Annotated in this window: 17 protein-coding genes; 6 read left to right on the top strand and 11 right to left on the bottom strand. The window is 31.3% G+C overall.

Annotated elements, in window-relative coordinates:
- Positions 1–41: 41 nt before the first annotated feature.
- The gene (locus BT107_RS15655) at positions 42–845 is read right to left on the bottom strand and encodes a class I SAM-dependent methyltransferase (protein ID WP_072304780.1); all 804 of its coding nucleotides are present in this window, start codon (positions 843–845) and stop codon (positions 42–44) included.
- 221 nt (positions 846–1,066) lie between these two features.
- Between BT107_RS15655 and BT107_RS15650 the strand changes: the two genes are divergently transcribed.
- A complete protein-coding gene (locus BT107_RS15650; protein WP_072304779.1) occupies positions 1,067–1,666 on the top strand; it encodes an MCP four helix bundle domain-containing protein in 600 nt (199 codons plus the stop codon).
- Positions 1,667–1,701: 35 nt separating this feature from the next.
- Here the strand turns inward: BT107_RS15650 and BT107_RS15645 are convergent, their stop codons facing one another.
- The 6 genes from BT107_RS15645 to purU all read right to left on the bottom strand — a co-directional run bounded on the left by BT107_RS15645 (position 1,702) and on the right by purU (position 6,166).
- Positions 1,702–2,424 carry a tRNA-uridine aminocarboxypropyltransferase gene (locus BT107_RS15645; RefSeq protein ID WP_280173631.1) on the bottom strand — a complete coding sequence of 241 codons (723 nt, stop codon included), beginning with the start codon at positions 2,422–2,424 and terminating at the stop codon, positions 1,702–1,704.
- A 31-nt stretch (positions 2,425–2,455) separates the two neighbouring features.
- Positions 2,456–3,610: an erythromycin esterase family protein gene (locus tag BT107_RS15640; protein WP_072304777.1), complete on the bottom strand. Its 1,155-nt coding sequence runs from the start codon at positions 3,608–3,610 to the stop codon at positions 2,456–2,458.
- Between the two features lie 158 nt (positions 3,611–3,768).
- Entirely contained in the window at positions 3,769–4,200 is a 432-nt protein-coding gene (locus BT107_RS15635; protein ID WP_072304776.1) for a DUF4952 domain-containing protein, read from the bottom strand.
- A 117-nt stretch (positions 4,201–4,317) separates the two neighbouring features.
- On the bottom strand, positions 4,318–4,647 hold the full coding sequence (locus BT107_RS15630) for a hypothetical protein (RefSeq protein WP_139254334.1): 330 nt from the start codon (positions 4,645–4,647) through the stop codon (positions 4,318–4,320).
- A gap of 127 nt (positions 4,648–4,774) precedes the next feature.
- Complete coding sequence (locus tag BT107_RS15625) at positions 4,775–5,092, bottom strand: hypothetical protein (protein ID WP_072304774.1); 318 nt, start codon at positions 5,090–5,092, stop codon at positions 4,775–4,777.
- 225 nt (positions 5,093–5,317) lie between these two features.
- Complete coding sequence (gene purU / locus BT107_RS15620) at positions 5,318–6,166, bottom strand: formyltetrahydrofolate deformylase (RefSeq protein WP_072304773.1); 849 nt, start codon at positions 6,164–6,166, stop codon at positions 5,318–5,320.
- Positions 6,167–6,310: 144 nt separating this feature from the next.
- Between purU and BT107_RS15615 the strand changes: the two genes are divergently transcribed.
- Positions 6,311–9,760, top strand: a complete 3,450-nt coding sequence (locus BT107_RS15615; protein WP_072304851.1) for a methylmalonyl-CoA mutase family protein — start codon at positions 6,311–6,313, stop codon at positions 9,758–9,760.
- Positions 9,761–9,832: 72 nt separating this feature from the next.
- Here the strand turns inward: BT107_RS15615 and BT107_RS15610 are convergent, their stop codons facing one another.
- A complete protein-coding gene (locus BT107_RS15610; RefSeq protein WP_072304772.1) occupies positions 9,833–10,222 on the bottom strand; it encodes a hypothetical protein in 390 nt (129 codons plus the stop codon).
- Between the two features lie 114 nt (positions 10,223–10,336).
- On the opposite strand from BT107_RS15610, the gene BT107_RS15605 reads away from it, so the two are divergent.
- The 3 genes from BT107_RS15605 to BT107_RS15595 all read left to right on the top strand — a co-directional run bounded on the left by BT107_RS15605 (position 10,337) and on the right by BT107_RS15595 (position 13,230).
- Complete coding sequence (locus BT107_RS15605) at positions 10,337–10,801, top strand: Lrp/AsnC family transcriptional regulator (RefSeq protein WP_072304771.1); 465 nt, start codon at positions 10,337–10,339, stop codon at positions 10,799–10,801.
- Positions 10,802–10,858: 57 nt separating this feature from the next.
- Positions 10,859–11,692, top strand: coding sequence for a mechanosensitive ion channel family protein (locus BT107_RS15600; protein ID WP_072304770.1), 834 nt, complete (start codon positions 10,859–10,861; stop codon positions 11,690–11,692).
- 128 nt (positions 11,693–11,820) lie between these two features.
- Complete coding sequence (locus BT107_RS15595) at positions 11,821–13,230, top strand: hypothetical protein (protein ID WP_072304769.1); 1,410 nt, start codon at positions 11,821–11,823, stop codon at positions 13,228–13,230.
- Here the strand turns inward: BT107_RS15595 and BT107_RS15590 are convergent.
- Both BT107_RS15590 and BT107_RS15585 read right to left on the bottom strand, forming a co-directional pair.
- Positions 13,220–13,981, bottom strand: coding sequence for a DJ-1/PfpI family protein (locus tag BT107_RS15590; protein ID WP_072304768.1), 762 nt, complete (start codon positions 13,979–13,981; stop codon positions 13,220–13,222). The genes BT107_RS15595 and BT107_RS15590 overlap by 11 nt on opposite strands.
- Positions 13,978–15,180 (bottom strand): MFS transporter, encoded by a 1,203-nt coding sequence (locus BT107_RS15585; protein ID WP_072304767.1) that lies wholly within the window; start codon positions 15,178–15,180, stop codon positions 13,978–13,980. Before BT107_RS15585 ends, BT107_RS15590 begins: the two co-directional genes overlap by 4 nt.
- 230 nt (positions 15,181–15,410) lie before the next feature.
- Here BT107_RS15585 and BT107_RS15580 point away from each other — a divergent pair, with 230 nt between their 5' ends.
- Entirely contained in the window at positions 15,411–16,058 is a 648-nt protein-coding gene (locus tag BT107_RS15580) for a DUF1684 domain-containing protein (protein ID WP_072304766.1), read from the top strand.
- A 69-nt stretch (positions 16,059–16,127) separates the two neighbouring features.
- Here BT107_RS15580 and BT107_RS15575 read toward each other — a convergent pair whose 3' ends face one another.
- On the bottom strand, positions 16,128–17,144 hold the full coding sequence (locus tag BT107_RS15575) for an outer membrane beta-barrel protein (protein ID WP_072304765.1): 1,017 nt from the start codon (positions 17,142–17,144) through the stop codon (positions 16,128–16,130).
- Positions 17,145–17,255: the final 111 nt, after the last annotated feature.

Below are 17,255 nucleotides of genomic sequence, written 5' to 3'. Positions count from 1 at the left end.
TAAAAGTATGTACAATAGCTTGTATATAGTAATTAATTGTTTTAGTTCTTCTTTTTTGAAACTATAGAATATACCATAGGAATTTTATCTTCTAAATGTGCTATTCTATATTTTCCTGGCTCAAATTCTATTGTTTTGTTAAAACAATTGTACGGCGAATAATCAAACTCATTAAACGTTTTTATTTCTAGACCGTTTTTTATTAGGCTGTTTACTACTTCGCCAATTCCGTGGTTCCACATTACATAAGATTGATTTATGTCTGCTTTTTTATCGGCATAAGTTCCGTTTTCTGTCTCTATAATTGCTCCAGAATTAAAATATCTGTATGTAATTTTTTTAAAATCGTCATCAAACATCCAAACAACAGGATGAAATTCTACAAAAACAAATTGCCCTTGTGGTTTTAGAAATTGAGACACAATTTTAGCCCATTTATCTATATCTGGTAGCCAGCCAATTGTACCGTAACTTGTATAAATAACATCAAATTTTTGGTCTAGATGTTCTGGTAAATCATAAATATTACAACAAATAAACTTTGTATTAGAATTGGTGTCTTTCGCAATTTGCTTAGCACTGTCTATAGCTTTGTCAGATAAATCTATACCTGTAACATTTGCGCCTAGCCTACTCAAGGAAATAGTATCCTGTCCAAAATGACATTGTAAATGCAAAATAGATTTTCCTTTTATATCGCCAAGTAAATTTAGTTCAATACTATTTAAAGAATTTTTACCTTTTAGAAACCCGTCAAGATCATAAAATTCAGATTTTAAATGAGTATCCGTTCTATTGTTCCAAGACTGTCGGTTTATTTCTACATAATTATGATCTGTACTCATTGTTTCTGCGTATGTTTTAATGAAAAAATTGTTTCATATTTTAAAGTTAGACACTGTTATGCAAGAGTAAATAAGGTGTTTGTACACGTTTAGTTGTAATGGCTTAAACTAAGTTAACAAAAGAAAGTGAACCAGAAGATGATCTGCTTTAATTTATATAAATTGAGATTTAACGTTTTTGTATATTTGTAGCTGTTGTTTAATCTTTAGACCTATAAAGTATGGCTTTCTACAGTAAGTTAAAATGGATACTCGGAATCCTAATGGTTTTTGTTTTAATCATTGCTACAAATTTAATTGATAAAGATAATTTTGTAAGAGTACGCGACTCTGTTGTTACAATTTATGAAGACAGGTTAATAGCTAACGATTTAATTTTTGAGATGCTTAAATCTGTTCAGCAAAAAGAATTAGCGGTTGCTACATTAGATTCTACTTTTTTTAAAACTGAAAATTTAAAGGTTAATGATAATTTACAATCTTTAGTTTCTAGATATGAGCAAACAAAACTAACAGTAGAAGAGTCTAATGTATTTAATGACTTAAAGAATAATGTTCAGGCTTTATTAGATTCTGAAAAGCATTTTTTAAATTCTGATTATAGAGATAATTCTCTGGTAGTAAATAACATTAAAAATCTAAAAATAAATCTTAGTAGTTTATCAAAAATTCAGCTTAACGAAGGAAGTAGGCAAATGTCAATTAGTAAACAAGCTTTAGATACAGTAGAATTATTTACCCAAATTGAGATTTATATATTGGTTTTATTAGCCATTATAATTCAGATTATAGTAATGTATAATCCTAAAGCGAAGTCCTAGGTAAACCTCCTAAGTTTATCCAGATAATAATTAAATTATTGTTCAAAAATAATATTCCTCTCCGTGTTCTTCTTATACATGTTCTTAGGAGTAATTGTTTTGTTTGCAGTAGAACAATAGTTTTTACTATTTGGATTAAGCATATATTCTAGTTGATGCTCAATCATTTTTTCAAAAGGAATAAGAAAATCCTTCGTCTCACATTTTTCTAACTCAGCTTCCTTAAGTAAATTTAAGACTGTATAAACAGACTCAATTGTACTAAGACAAAGAGACTCTGGCTGCTGTTTTATTATAAATTTTGATTTTATTTTATTGTCAAAACTCACTCTTTGTAATTTTTGCAAGTTTTTACTTAGTTTCAGTATTTTACGTGCGCAGGGCCACGTACCATCAATAAGAAAAATGTAGGGAGTATTCCCCATAAAAGAATTTATTTCTTCACTTTTCCGTACCGATAAGTTAAAGTTGTCTTTTCCTGGATAAAGTAAAAAAGAAGAGCTATTTTCTTTAGCTAGTATATTATTTACACGACTATTATTGGTAAAATCTACACCAACTATAATTTCTGAATTTTTAAGTTGAAGGTTAGTTATATGTCCCGTTCCGTTTTTTTCTTTTTTGTACTCCTTTGGGTGCATAAGAATAATAAAACGAGTCTTAGTCTTTAGTGGACTAATGTATTTGCAAATACATGTGCTTATTGGCCGCATACATTTGTAACAATTAATCCTTGTGTTTTTTATTTCTACTTGCAAGTTGAATTTCTTTTGTTTTTAGCAACAGTATTTATTCCGCAATCTTTATGTCTTCTCCTTTTGAGATGAAAACTAAGACATCATAATGATTAAACCAATTTGTTTTTATCTTCTTCTCATCAACGACAAACATTCCTTCATATTCGTTTTGTTGATATTGCTTATTTTCATTAATAACTTGACGTGCGTCAATCAAGTAATTTTTTTCTGTTGAAGGTAAAAAATGCAATAAGTTCTCTTCGTCTTTACTGTATTTTTCAATCCATCTAGATTTTCTAAAGGGCATATTTACAGAAGAAATTGCTATATGATATGAATTATTAAGGTTTTTTTCTGCGAATTGAAATCCCATTGTTTGTCCACTTCGAGTCCCGTAATTATCTTTTATCATATGTGCATTATGTAACCAAACAATGAACTTTTTTTCTGGCATTTTATTAACAATAAAATCTAAGTTTTTGGCCATTTGGTTATCTCTTATAACTGTTGCTTGTTCATTGCTATTAAGAGCTGAATTCATAATAATATTACTTCTGTAGCTTTCTATAAATTTAAACCAAAGTTTATTTTGAATTACATCTTGGTTTTCTAAAAGTTTTTCTAGTTCCTTGTTTAAGATTTCTAAATTTGATTTACCGACAACTTTGCCAGCATTATTTCTGTTTTTGATAAAAGTTTCCGTTAATTCTAAAAAATTCGCGTTAACTTCTATGGAATTGTCATTTAAAAATTCAGTAAATTTTTCGGTAAAGTTTTTTATAGAATAATAAGAAGTCATTTGATTATCTAAACCCCAAATGGTAACGTTATGTTTCTCTATAAATTCGAATAATTCTTTACCTTGAACTGAACGAGACCAAAAGGGATAAAGATTATTTTCGATATTTTTATTATGGTCAAAATAAAGGCCAAAAAAATCGCTCTCAAAGACTATATTTTTATAACCTTGTTCTAAAACTAAATACTTTACAAATTCTGTTTTAGCCAATAAGTCAGCTCCGAAATAATGATTTGATTCTCCAAGAAACACAACTTTTTTATCCACTAAATTGTCATCCATAATTTTCTTAACATCGTCGGTTAAAAGGTTTTCTATAGAATTTAATTCGTATATGTTTTTTTCTACTTGAGCAAATATTGAATTGATTCCAAACAACGCAAAAAGTATGATTGTCGTTTTATTCATTTTTTTTAATATTGTTGCTAACGATTTATTTATGGTTAGTTGCGTGGTTTAAGCAACTAGTTTAACAAAAGGAAACCGAACGTTAGGAAAACCCAAAGGATTTTCCGAGGACACACATCCCCAAGCAATTAATTATACATTTTGTTGTGTGTAGTTTATTATACATCAAGTAATTTCACAATCACATAAAAAACCACTTTACTTTTATCCAACTCTAAATAGTTTTCTCCTTTTAGATTTTCTTTTTCTGCATTTGCGTACATTGAAATTTCTAAAATATAGTTAGGATTAATTTTTAATAATTCTGCATTTTTTATGTAACCGTTAGTAGATTCCCAGCCACAACACGTAAATTTTAGTTTCCCAATACCATACTTTTTTATTAGAAAATTTTCTATTTCTTCAGAATTACTACCTAATACTTTGTATTTAGCTTGAAGAACTGTTTGACCTTTTCCTTTTTCGCAATCTATGAATTCAATTTTTTGGGTTTTTTCGCCGTATCTCCGTAGCAAATCTCCACATTCTATAGACTTATTTGTACAAGAGTAGAGAATAAATAAAGTTAAAAATAAAAAAATATGCTTCATATGTTTTCTTTTTTTCTTGAATAGAGAACATGTTTGTAAAAATTCAACGGTCTCCCAAATATACCTTAACTTTTAATTAAGCACAACCTCTCATATTGCTTATATACATTTTAATTTTTATTCATTAACGGCTTGTTCTTTATATTTCTCCACAAACTCTTTTGCATCTCTCATATTTTCTGGATAAGTCGCATAATTTTCTAAAACTGTTAGTCCTCTGACTTGGTAAATTCGCTTATAGACGTGTTCATATAAAAATCCTTTTTCCATTAAAAATTTAGCCACATTCCATTTCTTAATTTCATTTTGTTTTGGTGGTCTAAATCTATGGGTGACTTGGGTCATTAAAATTCCACATTCAGGACATTTAGATTCACGAATATTGATCAAATCAGTCCCTTGATTAAATGCCTTTCTACAATCGAAACAAACGTTTTTATATCCCATTTTCAATTCGATTTATTAGTTTGTCAATTTTCATCTGCTAAAAGGTTGTAATTTTTATCAGGAAACCTCCATTTCAAACAAAAATCAGTTAAGTCAATTAAATTGTTATTTATATTATCAAATCCAATCACTTTTCCTGAAAATATTCATAAGCATAACCTCCTATATCTCCGTCATTTAATTGATTTCCATTCTCGTCTTTTAAGTTATACCTTTCTTGAATTCCACCAATAGAAGCACTTCCTTCTATACCTAAAAGAATACTATAAAAAATATCCGTAAATGATGAATCTAAGACTTTTTTCATTATTTCCGTCTGTTGTTCAGTCAGATTAAGTGACTTAATTAATTGTCCAACTTCTGTTTCAGTTTTTTCAGCTAGATATTCTTTTAGAAAGTCTTGTTTTTCGGTGTAAAATGCTTTTACAAATTCTTCTGTTGTCATTTTTTAGTGCTTGCAGGTAACTTGTTTATATGCGTAACTTTAGGTTACTTATACCACCAATATGGCAGGATATGCGGAAGTTTTGTTCCGTTTATCATTCTGTATATTTTTTATAATAAAAACTCTTGTCCCTAATTTTCTTACAATTTATGTATGTTTTATAAATTATCAAACGGAAAAATAACTTTTAGTCTTTAAAGAAGTAATGTGTAGTAAGTTATCTTTTTATATAAAAACAATAGTTTTATTATTAAAAACCATCGTTTTTCGTTCTATATGTAGTTTAATACCTCTTGCAAGTACTATTTTCTCTAGATCTCGGCCTTTAGCAATTAAATCGTTAATACTGTGTGTATGAGACACAGTTGCAACATCTTGCTCTATAATAGGGCCTTCGTCTAAATCTGCAGTAACATAATGGCTAGTAGCGCCAATAATTTTAACGCCTCTTTTATAAGCTGCGTGGTATGGTTTAGCACCAGCAAATGCAGGTAAAAAAGAGTGGTGTATGTTTATAATTTTATTTGGGTATTGGTCTATAACTGTTTGGCTAACAATTTGCATATACCTAGCTAAGACAATAAAATCTACCTTATATTCTGCTAGTAAAGCCAGCTGCTTTTCTTCAGCTTCTTTTTTGGTTGTTTTAGTTACAGGTATATGGTAAAACGGAATCTTAAACTGGGTAGCAATACTTTCTGCTTTCTCGTGGTTGCTTATAATTAAAGGTATTTCTACGTCTAGTTCTCCAGAGCTATATCTGCTTAATAAATCATACAAACAATGATCGTATTTACTAACAAAAATGGCCATTTTGGGTACTGTAATTTCTTTGTGTACCTCCCATTGCATTTGGTATAATGCAGCTAAACTTGTTTTAAATTCATCTGTAAACTCAGTAAGTGTAAGTGTATTGCTAAATTCACTCTCTAATCGCATAAAAAAAGTAGCACTTTCTTTATCTACATATTGGTCTATATACACAATATTGCCACCTCTTGTATGTATAAAATTTGTTACACTGCTTATAATACCAGCTTGGTCGGGACAATTAATAAGTATAGTTAGCTTCATAAATAGTAAAATTAAGCTAACTAATTTAGGGTATTATCAATTAAGCCTTCTTAGTTTTTGCTATTTTTATAATATTAGATGTTTTAGGTGATATTTTTTGCAATTTTCGTAAATTGCAAGTCTAAAATTAGCTATTTAACAGGAATGGAACAACAGAAACCATATACACCAAAAAATAAAATAAGAATTGTAACAGCAGCGGCTTTGTTTGATGGCCACGATGCAGCAATAAATATAATGCGCCGTATTATACAATCTACAGGCGTAGAAGTAATTCACTTAGGGCACGACCGTAGTGTTGCAGAAGTTGTAGACTGTGCCATACAAGAAGATGTAAATGCAATTGCAATAACGTCTTACCAAGGTGGGCACAACGAGTATTTTAAATATATGTACGATCTGTTGCAAGAGCGTGGAGCAACACATATTAAAATATTTGGTGGCGGTGGCGGTGTAATACTACCAGAAGAGATTAAAGACTTAATGGATCATGGTATTACTAAAATTTATGCTCCAGATGATGGTCGTAAATTAGGATTGCAAGGTATGATTAATGATTTGGTAGAGCAGAGCGATTTTCCTGTACCTGCATTAAAACTACCTGAGAATACCTCTATTTCTAAGTCGATAAAAAATAAAGACATAAATACAATTGCAAGATTAATTAGTCTTGCAGAAAACAGACATGAGGAGTTTGTAGAGTATTTTTCTAAGGTTGAAAAATCGGATAAAAATGTACCCGTACTTGGTATAACTGGTACTGGTGGTGCTGGTAAATCTAGTTTGGTAGATGAGCTTGTAAGACGATTTTTATTAGATTTTCCTGATAAAAAAATAGGATTAATATCTGTAGATCCGTCTAAAAGAAAAACCGGTGGTGCACTTTTAGGAGATCGTATACGTATGAATGCTATTAATAATGAACGTGTATATATGCGTTCTTTAGCAACAAGACAGTCTAACCTTGCATTATCTAAATATGTAGAAGAAGCAGTAGAAGTATTAAAAGCTGCTGAGTACGATTTAATTGTACTAGAAACTTCTGGTATTGGACAGTCTGATACCGAAATTATAGAACACAGTAATGTATCTCTTTATGTAATGACACCAGAATTTGGTGCTGCTACGCAATTAGAGAAGATAGATATGTTAGACTTTGCAGATTTAGTTGCCATTAATAAGTTTGATAAGCGTGGTGCACTAGATGCAATTAGAGACGTAAAAAAACAATACATGCGTAACCATAATTTATGGGACACGCCACAAGAAGATATGCCAATATTTGGTACTATGGCTAGCCAGTTTAACGACCCAGGGATGAACAGGCTGTACACCAAAATAATGGAAACATTAGCAACTAGAGCAAATGCAGATTTGCAATCTACTTTTAAATTTGCAAACGAGGTAGAAGATAAGGTATTTGTTATACCACCTGCTCGTACACGTTATTTATCAGAAATTGCAGAAAATAATAGGGGTTATGATGCTAATGTAGATACACAAGCAAAGGTAGCACAACGTTTATACGGGGTATATCAAACTATATTATCAGTATCTAGTACAGGTAAAGATGAGGCTGCTTTATTAATTAAAAGCGGATTAGATACAGAAGCAATTTTAGAAACCATAAAAGAAGAAGTAGATAAAGACTTTTTAGATTTACTTTTTAAAGAGTTTGATAGGGTTAAGATGGATTTAGATCCGTACAACTGGGAAGTTATTACTACTTGGGATACTAAGGTTAACAAATACAAAGAACCTATTTACAGCTTTAAAGTAAGAGGTAAAGAAATTAAAATAGAAACACATACAGAGTCATTATCGCATTCGCAAATACCTAAAGTAGCCTTGCCAAAGTACCAAGCTTGGGGAGATATTTTACGTTGGTGTTTACAAGAAAATGTGCCAGGAGAATTTCCGTATGCATCAGGTTTGTACCCGTTTAAAAGAACAGGTGAAGATCCAACCCGTATGTTTGCTGGTGAAGGCGGACCAGAACGTACAAACAGACGTTTTCATTACGTAAGTTTAGGTATGCCAGCCAAAAGACTTTCTACTGCTTTTGATTCGGTTACTTTATATGGTAACGATCCAGATCATAGACCAGATATTTATGGTAAAATTGGTAACGCAGGGGTTTCAATCTGCTGTTTAGACGATGCTAAAAAATTATATTCTGGTTTCGATTTAAGTCACGCAATGACATCGGTTTCTATGACTATTAATGGTCCGGCTCCTATGTTGTTAGGTTTCTTTATGAATGCGGCTATAGATCAAAATTGCGAAAAGTACATTACAGAAAATGGTTTAGAAGTACAAGTTGAAGCTAAATTTAAAGAGGTTTACGATAGCAAAGGTTTAGACAGACCAACGTACCAAGGTGGTTTACCAGAAGGTAATGACGGTTTAGGTCTTATGTTACTAGGTTTAACGGGTGATATGGTTTTACCTGCAGATGTATACGCAGAAATTAAAGCAAGTACATTAGCACAAGTGCGTGGTACAGTACAAGCAGATATTCTAAAAGAAGATCAGGCACAAAATACCTGCATCTTTTCAACAGAATTTGCATTGCGTTTAATGGGCGATGTACAAGAGTATTTTATAGAAAAAGAGATTCGTAATTTTTACTCGGTTTCTATATCGGGTTACCATATAGCAGAAGCTGGTGCCAACCCAATAACACAATTGGCATTTACATTGGCTAATGGTTTTACATATGTAGAGTATTACCTAAGTAGAGGTATGGACATTAATAAGTTTGGACCAAACTTATCGTTCTTTTTCTCTAATGGTATAGATCCAGAATATGCAGTAATTGGTAGAGTTGCACGTAAAATATGGGCAAAAGCTTTAAAATTAAAGTATGGTGCAGACCCAAGAGCACAAATGCTTAAATACCATATACAAACATCTGGGCGTAGTTTACACGCACAGGAGATAGATTTTAACGATATTAGAACAACATTACAAGCGTTATATGCTATTAACGATAACTGTAACTCTTTGCATACAAACGCGTATGATGAGGCTATTACAACGCCAACAGAAGAATCTGTTAGGCGTGCAATGGCAATACAGTTAATTATAAACAAAGAATTAGGACTTACTAAAAACGAAAATCCAATACAGGGTTCTTTTATAATAGAAGAATTAACAGACCTTGTAGAAGAAGCTGTTTTATTAGAGTTTGATAGAATTACCGAACGTGGTGGTGTTTTAGGTGCAATGGAAACAATGTACCAACGATCTAAAATACAAGAAGAAAGTTTGTATTACGAAACATTAAAACACACAGGTGAGTTTCCTATAATTGGTGTTAATACGTTTTTAAGTTCTAAAGGATCTCCAACAGTATTGCCTGCAGAGGTTATACGTGCTACCGAAGAAGAAAAACAAGCACAGATTGAAACTTTAAAAAGTGTACAAAGTAGAGCAGAAAATGCAGAAGAACTATTAGAAGACTTACAGAGAGCAGCAGTAAAGAATGAAAATATTTTTGAAAAGCTAATGGAGGTTTCTAAAGTTTGTACGTTAGGACAAATAACAAAGTCACTGTTCCAAGTAGGGGGGCAGTACCGTAGAAATATGTAGTCTAAAACTACAGTAAATAAAAAAACACCTAATATGTATTAGGTGTTTTTTTGTTTTAATAAGTGTGTGTGTTTAGCGTAAAGACTTGCGCCAATTTTTATATGTTTTTCTAAAGCTTGTAATTTCTGTACGTAAAATATTTAAGTATTCTTTTTCTTTAACACCGTGGTGCTCTAGACCATTGCAGTAAGATAAGATGTTCCTTGTAATAATATTAATAAACCGAATACTATTAAGCTTAGCGTGCTTACAGTCACTACGCTCTGCTTGCTCTATTTGTATAGGCAACAAGATAGCGTCTGTTAGTATAGAGTTAGCCATAATATCTGTTAGGCTACTAGACTTGTATAAATGTAACAAATCTTTATTGTAGCTAAAATAAGATGCTAGTTCTCTACTAGTGTGGCAAAGCGCAAGCGCTTTTTTGTAAACCGGTACTGTACTAAGATTTCTGTATGGCATTACTGTGTCTATTATACTATAAAATTACATCCTTATTTCTATTGTTATGATTATGAATGTAAAGTGATTTTTTATATTTACTTTTGATTCTAAATATTTTAAATACAAAAAGCTTTGAATAATAAGATAGATACAATTGGATGGAAAATCATTACCTATCTACAGAAAAACGCAAGAGAATCTTTTGCGCATATTGGTAGGGAAGTAGGTTTGTCGGCTCCTGCAGTAGCAGAACGTGTAAAAAAGATGGAAGACCTGGGTGTTATTACAGGCTACAAGGCAATGGTGTCTCATACAGAAACTGGTTATCAGCTTAAAGCAATTATTACATTGCGTGCTTTTATGGGGAAACTAAAACCGTTTTTAGAATTGGTAACTACTTTTGATGAGGTTATAAATTGTTATAGAATTACGGGTAACGAAAATATTATAATGGAAGTAGTGCTTAGAAATCAGTTTCATTTAGAACAGTTTATAGATAGATTAATACAATACGGAGAAGCACGTACCCATATTATATTATCTGATGTAGTTTCTAACGGACCTATTAAAAAAATAGAAGCGTTAAACAGAGAATAGACAGTAAATTTGTAATTTGCGGCTTTAAAATAAATACATCTTTTTAGTACAATAGAAATGCAAGCAGAAGAATTAGATATTTTTGGTAAATACCTACAAATAGCAACAGATAAAGCGGTGTTTTTTTTACCTCGTATTATTGGTGCTGGTTTAGTTGTTTGGATCGGCTTTAAAATAATAAAGAAGGTATTAAAAATGGTTGGTGTTGCCTTAGAAAAAACAGGCATATCTAAAACACTACGTCCATTTGTATCTTCATTGGTAGGCGTAGTATTAAAAGGTACTGCCTTATTTATAGCTGCATCTATTGTTGGTGCAGATTTAACAGGTCTAATGGCTATTTTAGCAGCAGTTGGTTTTGCTGTAGGTATGGCTTTGCAAGGCAGTTTAGGTAATTTTGCCTCAGGTATTTTAATACTTACATTAAAACCATACAAGATTGATGATTGGATACAGCTTGAGGATAAATTTGGACGTGTTTCTGAAATAGGAATTTTTAGTACAGATATTATCACACCAGGGAACAAAGTATTAATTATACCAAATTCTAAAATTACAGATTCTGTAGTAACAAATTACTCAGAAAAGGGAATGATTAGACTAGAGTTGTTGGTAACAATGCCGTATTCAGAGAGTTTTCCTAAAGTTGAAACAATTATTATTGATGCTTTATTGGAACTTCCAGGGGTATTAAAAGATCCAATTCCGGATATTGGTATTCAAACTTTTGATACGCATACCATACAATTATTAGTTAGACCTTTTGTAAACCCAGACGATTATTGGCCAGTTACTTTTGAGGCTAATAAAGCAATAAAAAATGCCTTTAGTAAACACGGTATACAAGTAGCATACTCAGAGGGTGTAGAAATGGGATCAATAGGAGATTAATTATTTTTGATCTATATTTTCTTTCTTTTGGCTAGATTTTTGATATTATCTTTTGTGTTAAATACAAAGAATAAATGTTTACTTTTAATTTTTAATAGTAACCAACTAACAAGAAAATACCGTAACCTGTGAAAAAATTAGTATTACTACTGTTTGTTATTATAAGCTTACAGATTTCTGCGCAAGAATTAAGATTAAAAAAAGGAGTAGTTGTAGATGGTATAAAAGTATCGGACTCATTACCACAAAGTTTTTCGCTTTTTCTTCCTTCAAATTTTAACAAGGCTAAAAAATGGCCTGTTATGTTTATTGTAGATTACAATGACAAAGAAAAACAAGTAATACGTTTATTAGCAAATACAGCAGAAAGAGAAGGGTATATCTTAGCTGCTTCTAATAATTTAAAAGATACACTATCAATCTCTAAAAATATATTAGCATTTACCAAAACATACAACGCTATTGTAGGTATGTTGCCAGTAAACGACAGTCAAGTATATATTTCTGGTTTTAACGCTGGCGGAAGATTAGCCACAACAATACCCGCTTTTATTTCTAATATAGATGGTGTGTTGTCTTATAATGCAGCTATTGGTAATATAGAGATTATAAATGTGGATAAGCCATACCAATATGTAGGTATTGTTAGTTCATCTAACTATAACTATATGGCAATGCTAAATAATAAAACAATATTAAATAGATTAAAATTTCCTAATCAATTGTTTATTGTAGATGATGCTAAAGAATGGCCTAATCAAAATAGTATAGACAAAGCTTTTTCTATATTCAAGTTATCTGCAATGGCAAAAGGTAATGTTACTAAGGACACTACTTATGTTACGGAGACTTTAACTGCAGTTACAAATGAGATAAATAACTTAGTTGCTGCTAATAAATTAAAAAAAGCAAAAGATTTAGTAGACCAGTCTATTGTAGTTTATAAGCCTTTTAAAAATATTGAAGCCTTAAAAGATAAAAGCAATGAACTACGTAAAAATAAAATTTACAAGTCTTTAAAGAGAGCAGAAAATAATGTGTTTTTTAAAGAACAATCTTTAAAGGACGATTTTAACTACTATATAGAAGAAGATGCATACACCTATAATTTTAATAATTTAGGTTGGTGGGCACATCAGATAGATGAAATAAATAAGTTTAAAAATAGTACCAATCAAGAACAGCAGAAAATGGGGCATAGGTTGCATAGCTACTTAGTTGCCTTAACCGATGATTTTACAGACGCTAATCTAGCAGAAAAGAATATAGATTACGATGCGCTTAGTTTTTTATATATGCTAAAGACCATAGTAGCTCCAGAAGCATATGAAGCTTATTTAACAATAATATCTCTTAGTGCTAAGAATGATGATTTTGGAACTTCAATTTTTTATTTAGAAGAATTACTTAAAAACGGATACACCAATGCAGATAAACTCTATGATCTAGAGTTTACCACATTATTAAAAATTACGCCAGAGTACAATCAACTAATTGAAAAATACTTAAAAAAAGGGCGTTATATTCTTAAGGAATAATAAGGTGGGGTACGTTATTAACATCCCAGTCTATAACTAAGCCGCCAGCTAAAGATTGTGCTACCTCTTTGCCGTATAAATACTCGCACAGGTAAAGTGCTGCTTCAAAACTTTTAGCGCCACCTGCAGAGGTTATGTACTTTTTATCGTGTACAAATAATGCATTGTCTGCTACTTTTAAGTGCGGAAAAGTCTTTTTGTACAATTCTATATCACTAGGAAATGTAGTTGAGGTTACACTGTCTAAAACACCGGCTTTGGCAAGTACAAAAGCACCGTCGCAATGAGATGTTATAAATAAAGCATCCTTGTTTACTTTTTTTACAAAATTAAGCATAGCAGCATCTTTTAAGTCAGAATCTAATTGGTGTTCTGCACTTGGTACAACTAGTATATCAATTTTTGGTAATACATCTTCAATATAATTGTAATCTGGTAAAATACGTACACCTTCAAAAGTGGTAATTGGCTCTAAGGTGTTTGCCACCGTAAAAACATTCATCGCTTTAATATTTTCTCTAAATTTTGTATGCTGAAAAATATCAAAAGGCGCAGTAAACTCAGTATTAAAAGTGCCATTCATTATTAAGAATGCTACATTATAACGTGTAGAGTCTAATTTAGGAAAGAACCTTTTTGCGTTAACCTCTTCTGGTTTTGTCTCTGTTACTATTGCTTCTTTCTTTTTGTTGGTGCAGGCAATAATTAGAGTTACTAGTAGGCCTAAAATTATATGGTTTAGTTTTTTCATTTGTTTGTAATTGATATTCGTTTTAAAAGTAAAAGTAGTAAAATACCTAAGACCGAGATTATAGTAATAACATTCCAGGTAAAAGTATAACCATTATTGGCAATAGAGTGCATACCATAATTGTGGGCAAAAATATGAGAAATTGAAAAAGCAATACTGTATAAAGCCATATATTCTCCTTGGTTTCCTCTTTTAGAACGTTCCATGGCAATAGCGTTAGAAAACGGAAAAGCAATCATTTCTCCTAGTGTCATTAGCAACATACCAATAACTAATATACCTGCCCAAGAAAACAAGTTAAAGAGTAAAAAGCTTAGTCCAACTAAAGCTAAACCAAAAATTACATAATTGGTTTTAGAGTAGTTTAATTTTTCTAAATATTTAATAAGCGGCATTTCAAAAGCAAATATTAAAAAGCCATTCATTGCCAATAATAATCCAATTTTAAATTCACTTAGTTCATATATATTACTATAGTAAATAGGAACGGTAGAGAAATATTGTACAAAACAGAAACCAAATAAAATCATTGCAGCTACAAATACCCAGTAGTAACCATCTCCGTAAGCCGATTTTGGATTTTCGTTTTTACTGCTGTCCATTACTCTAGCTTTTTTAGGGTTTAAAACCACTAAAAGTAAAATGCTTGCTAGTATACAAGTTAGGCCGTCTACCCAGAAAAGACCAACATAGCCTAAAGATGTTATTATAATTCCGCCTACTGCAGGTCCGGCAGAAAATCCAAGGTTAATAGCTAGTCTAATAAGTGTAACAGATCTTGTTTTGTTTTCTGGTTTACTATATGCAATAAGAGCTACAAAAGCAGCAGGTCTAAAACAATCTGCAACAATCATAAGTATAAAAATACCAGCACAGATAGATTCGTAAGTATGTAAAAATTGCAATGCAACAAATAAAACACCACTACTAAATAAACTAAATAACATTACTTTATAATATCCAAACTTATCTGTTAATGTACCTCCTAGCCAAGAACCAATTAAAGAACCTGCGCCAAAACAAGACATAACTATACCAACATTTTCTAACGTTAGGCCAACATCATTAATTAGATAGAGCGATAAAAAAGGTATTACCATTGTGCCAGCTCTGTTAATTAATGTAATTAAAGCTAGCCACCAGACCTCTTTAGATAGACCCTTAAAAGAGTCTATGTAATTTGCATAAAGATTTTTCATTTTTGGTTGGTATAAAAAAAGCCTGACGATTTTTTTTCGTCAGGCTTAGTAATTGTATTATAAATATGTTTCTCTCAATATTATATACAGCAGCGCTGACACCTTGTTAAGGTACAGTAGACAGATGATTTATAAATTGATAATTTTTGCATTTTGCTATTATTGATAAGCAAAGCTAATTAAAAAAAGTAATAAGTTGTATTTTTACAGTATTAATTTAAATTGATAAGATGAGGTATACTGTATTTTTATTTTTAGTGGTATTGTTAAGTTGTAATGGTCAAAAAAAGTACCACACCAACAAAGTTGAAGAAGAAATAGCATCAACTAAATCTGATAAACTTAAAGGTATTTTAGAGTATCATAAGAAATTGAATGATGATTATAAAGATCCTAAAACATCTCCATTGCCTAATAAATATAGAAAAGACTTTAATGGATTAGAGTTTTTTACGCCAGATACGGCTTACGTTGTAAAAGCTAAATTAGAGTTGGCTCTTGGAGCGCCAACATTTTTAATGCCAACAACAACGAATCAAAATCAGGAATATAAATTATATGGTACGTTGCACTTTACGTTAAATGGTAAGCAGTTGCAGTTAGAGGTGTATCAAAACCAGCAATTAATAAAACAAAAGAAATATATAGATCATCTGTTTTTGCCTTTTTTAGATAATACTAATGGTAAAGAAACGTATGGTGGAGGAAGGTATATAGAGCTTTCTATACCAGATGGAGATTATATAACTATAGACTTTAATAGGGCTTATAATCCTTATTGTGCATATAGTAAAAAGTATTCTTGTCCTGTTGTGCCAGCTGTTAATACTTTGGACACAGAAGTAAGAGCGGGGGTTAAGGCCTTTAAAAAAGAATAAAAAAGAGAAAGTCCAGCGCACATACTGGACTTTCTACAACAACCAAACTATAAACTAAACTTACTTTTTTTAAAAAGAATAAATTGCAGCAATTAAAAAGGTAGATAAACTTTTTGATGGATCTCCGTCATTATCTAAAAACGGTTCGTTATTACTCCAAGCATCTAACCTAACTTCTGGCTTAATTATTAAATCTTCAACAATAAAGCTTCCTGTAAGTGTTGTTGCAAAAACACTAGGATTATCGTCTAAACCATCAATAATTTGTGAAAAGTATTCACCTCTAAGACCAAAAGTAACTGTTTCAGATGTTTTTAATTGTGGGTATAAAGCAACGCCAGCAAAACCATTACCTTCATTATCTGCATATGCACCGTTAATACCTAGGTAAAAGCTATCAGATAAATCAAAGCCACCTGTATAGTCAACTTCAAAACCTAAGTTAGCCTTGTCGTCATAATATAAATTTAAATACTGTCCTGAGTAGCCTAACTGCGCTCCTAAAGAATATTGGCTCGTTAAGTTGTTGTCTACATCTGTAACATTCATTACGGCAAGCATTAAACTAAAATCATCAGATAATGTAAAGTCTGCTTTTAAACCAGTATGAGAAAATGGTCCGCTAGAAAATAGGTGAGACGTACTGTAGTTAAAGTTACCTACAGGAGAAATAACTTCGTATCCTAAAAATGTATTAAAACGTCCCATTGTTAATTTGGTACCTTCACTTACGTTCCAGTAAGCATACAATTGGTTAACATTTAAACCTGTAATTGCTTGTTCACCTCTAGGTCCAAATACAAGATCTGCTACAGCACCAGTTTTTTCACCTTCATAACTAGCAATAATATTAGCCATACCAAGTGCAAAACCAGTTTCATTTGCAAACGAAGTTAAAGGAGCTAGATACTCTCCGCCTATTGCTTTATCATCTGCGCTAATATTTGTTCTGTAATATGCGTCTACAGATCCGCTAATATTTAATTTTTTTTCCTCTTCTTCCTGGGCAAATATTACTGTTGAAGATAAAATCATTATTGAAAATGATATTTTTTTTAAGTACTTTGTGGTCGTATTCAATTTCATATTAAATAAATTATAGATCCTTAATTATTAAGGGTTTGTTAGTGAATCTTATTTTATGTTTTTGAAACTTTTTAGTTACGGAGCGTTCTGTCAAACGCTCCGTTTTTAGTT

Origin of the sequence: Cellulophaga fucicola (assembly GCF_900119145.1) — a bacterium.
GTDB lineage: Bacteria > Bacteroidota > Bacteroidia > Flavobacteriales > Flavobacteriaceae > Cellulophaga > Cellulophaga fucicola.
This window is presented reverse-complemented; position numbering and strand designations above follow the sequence as displayed.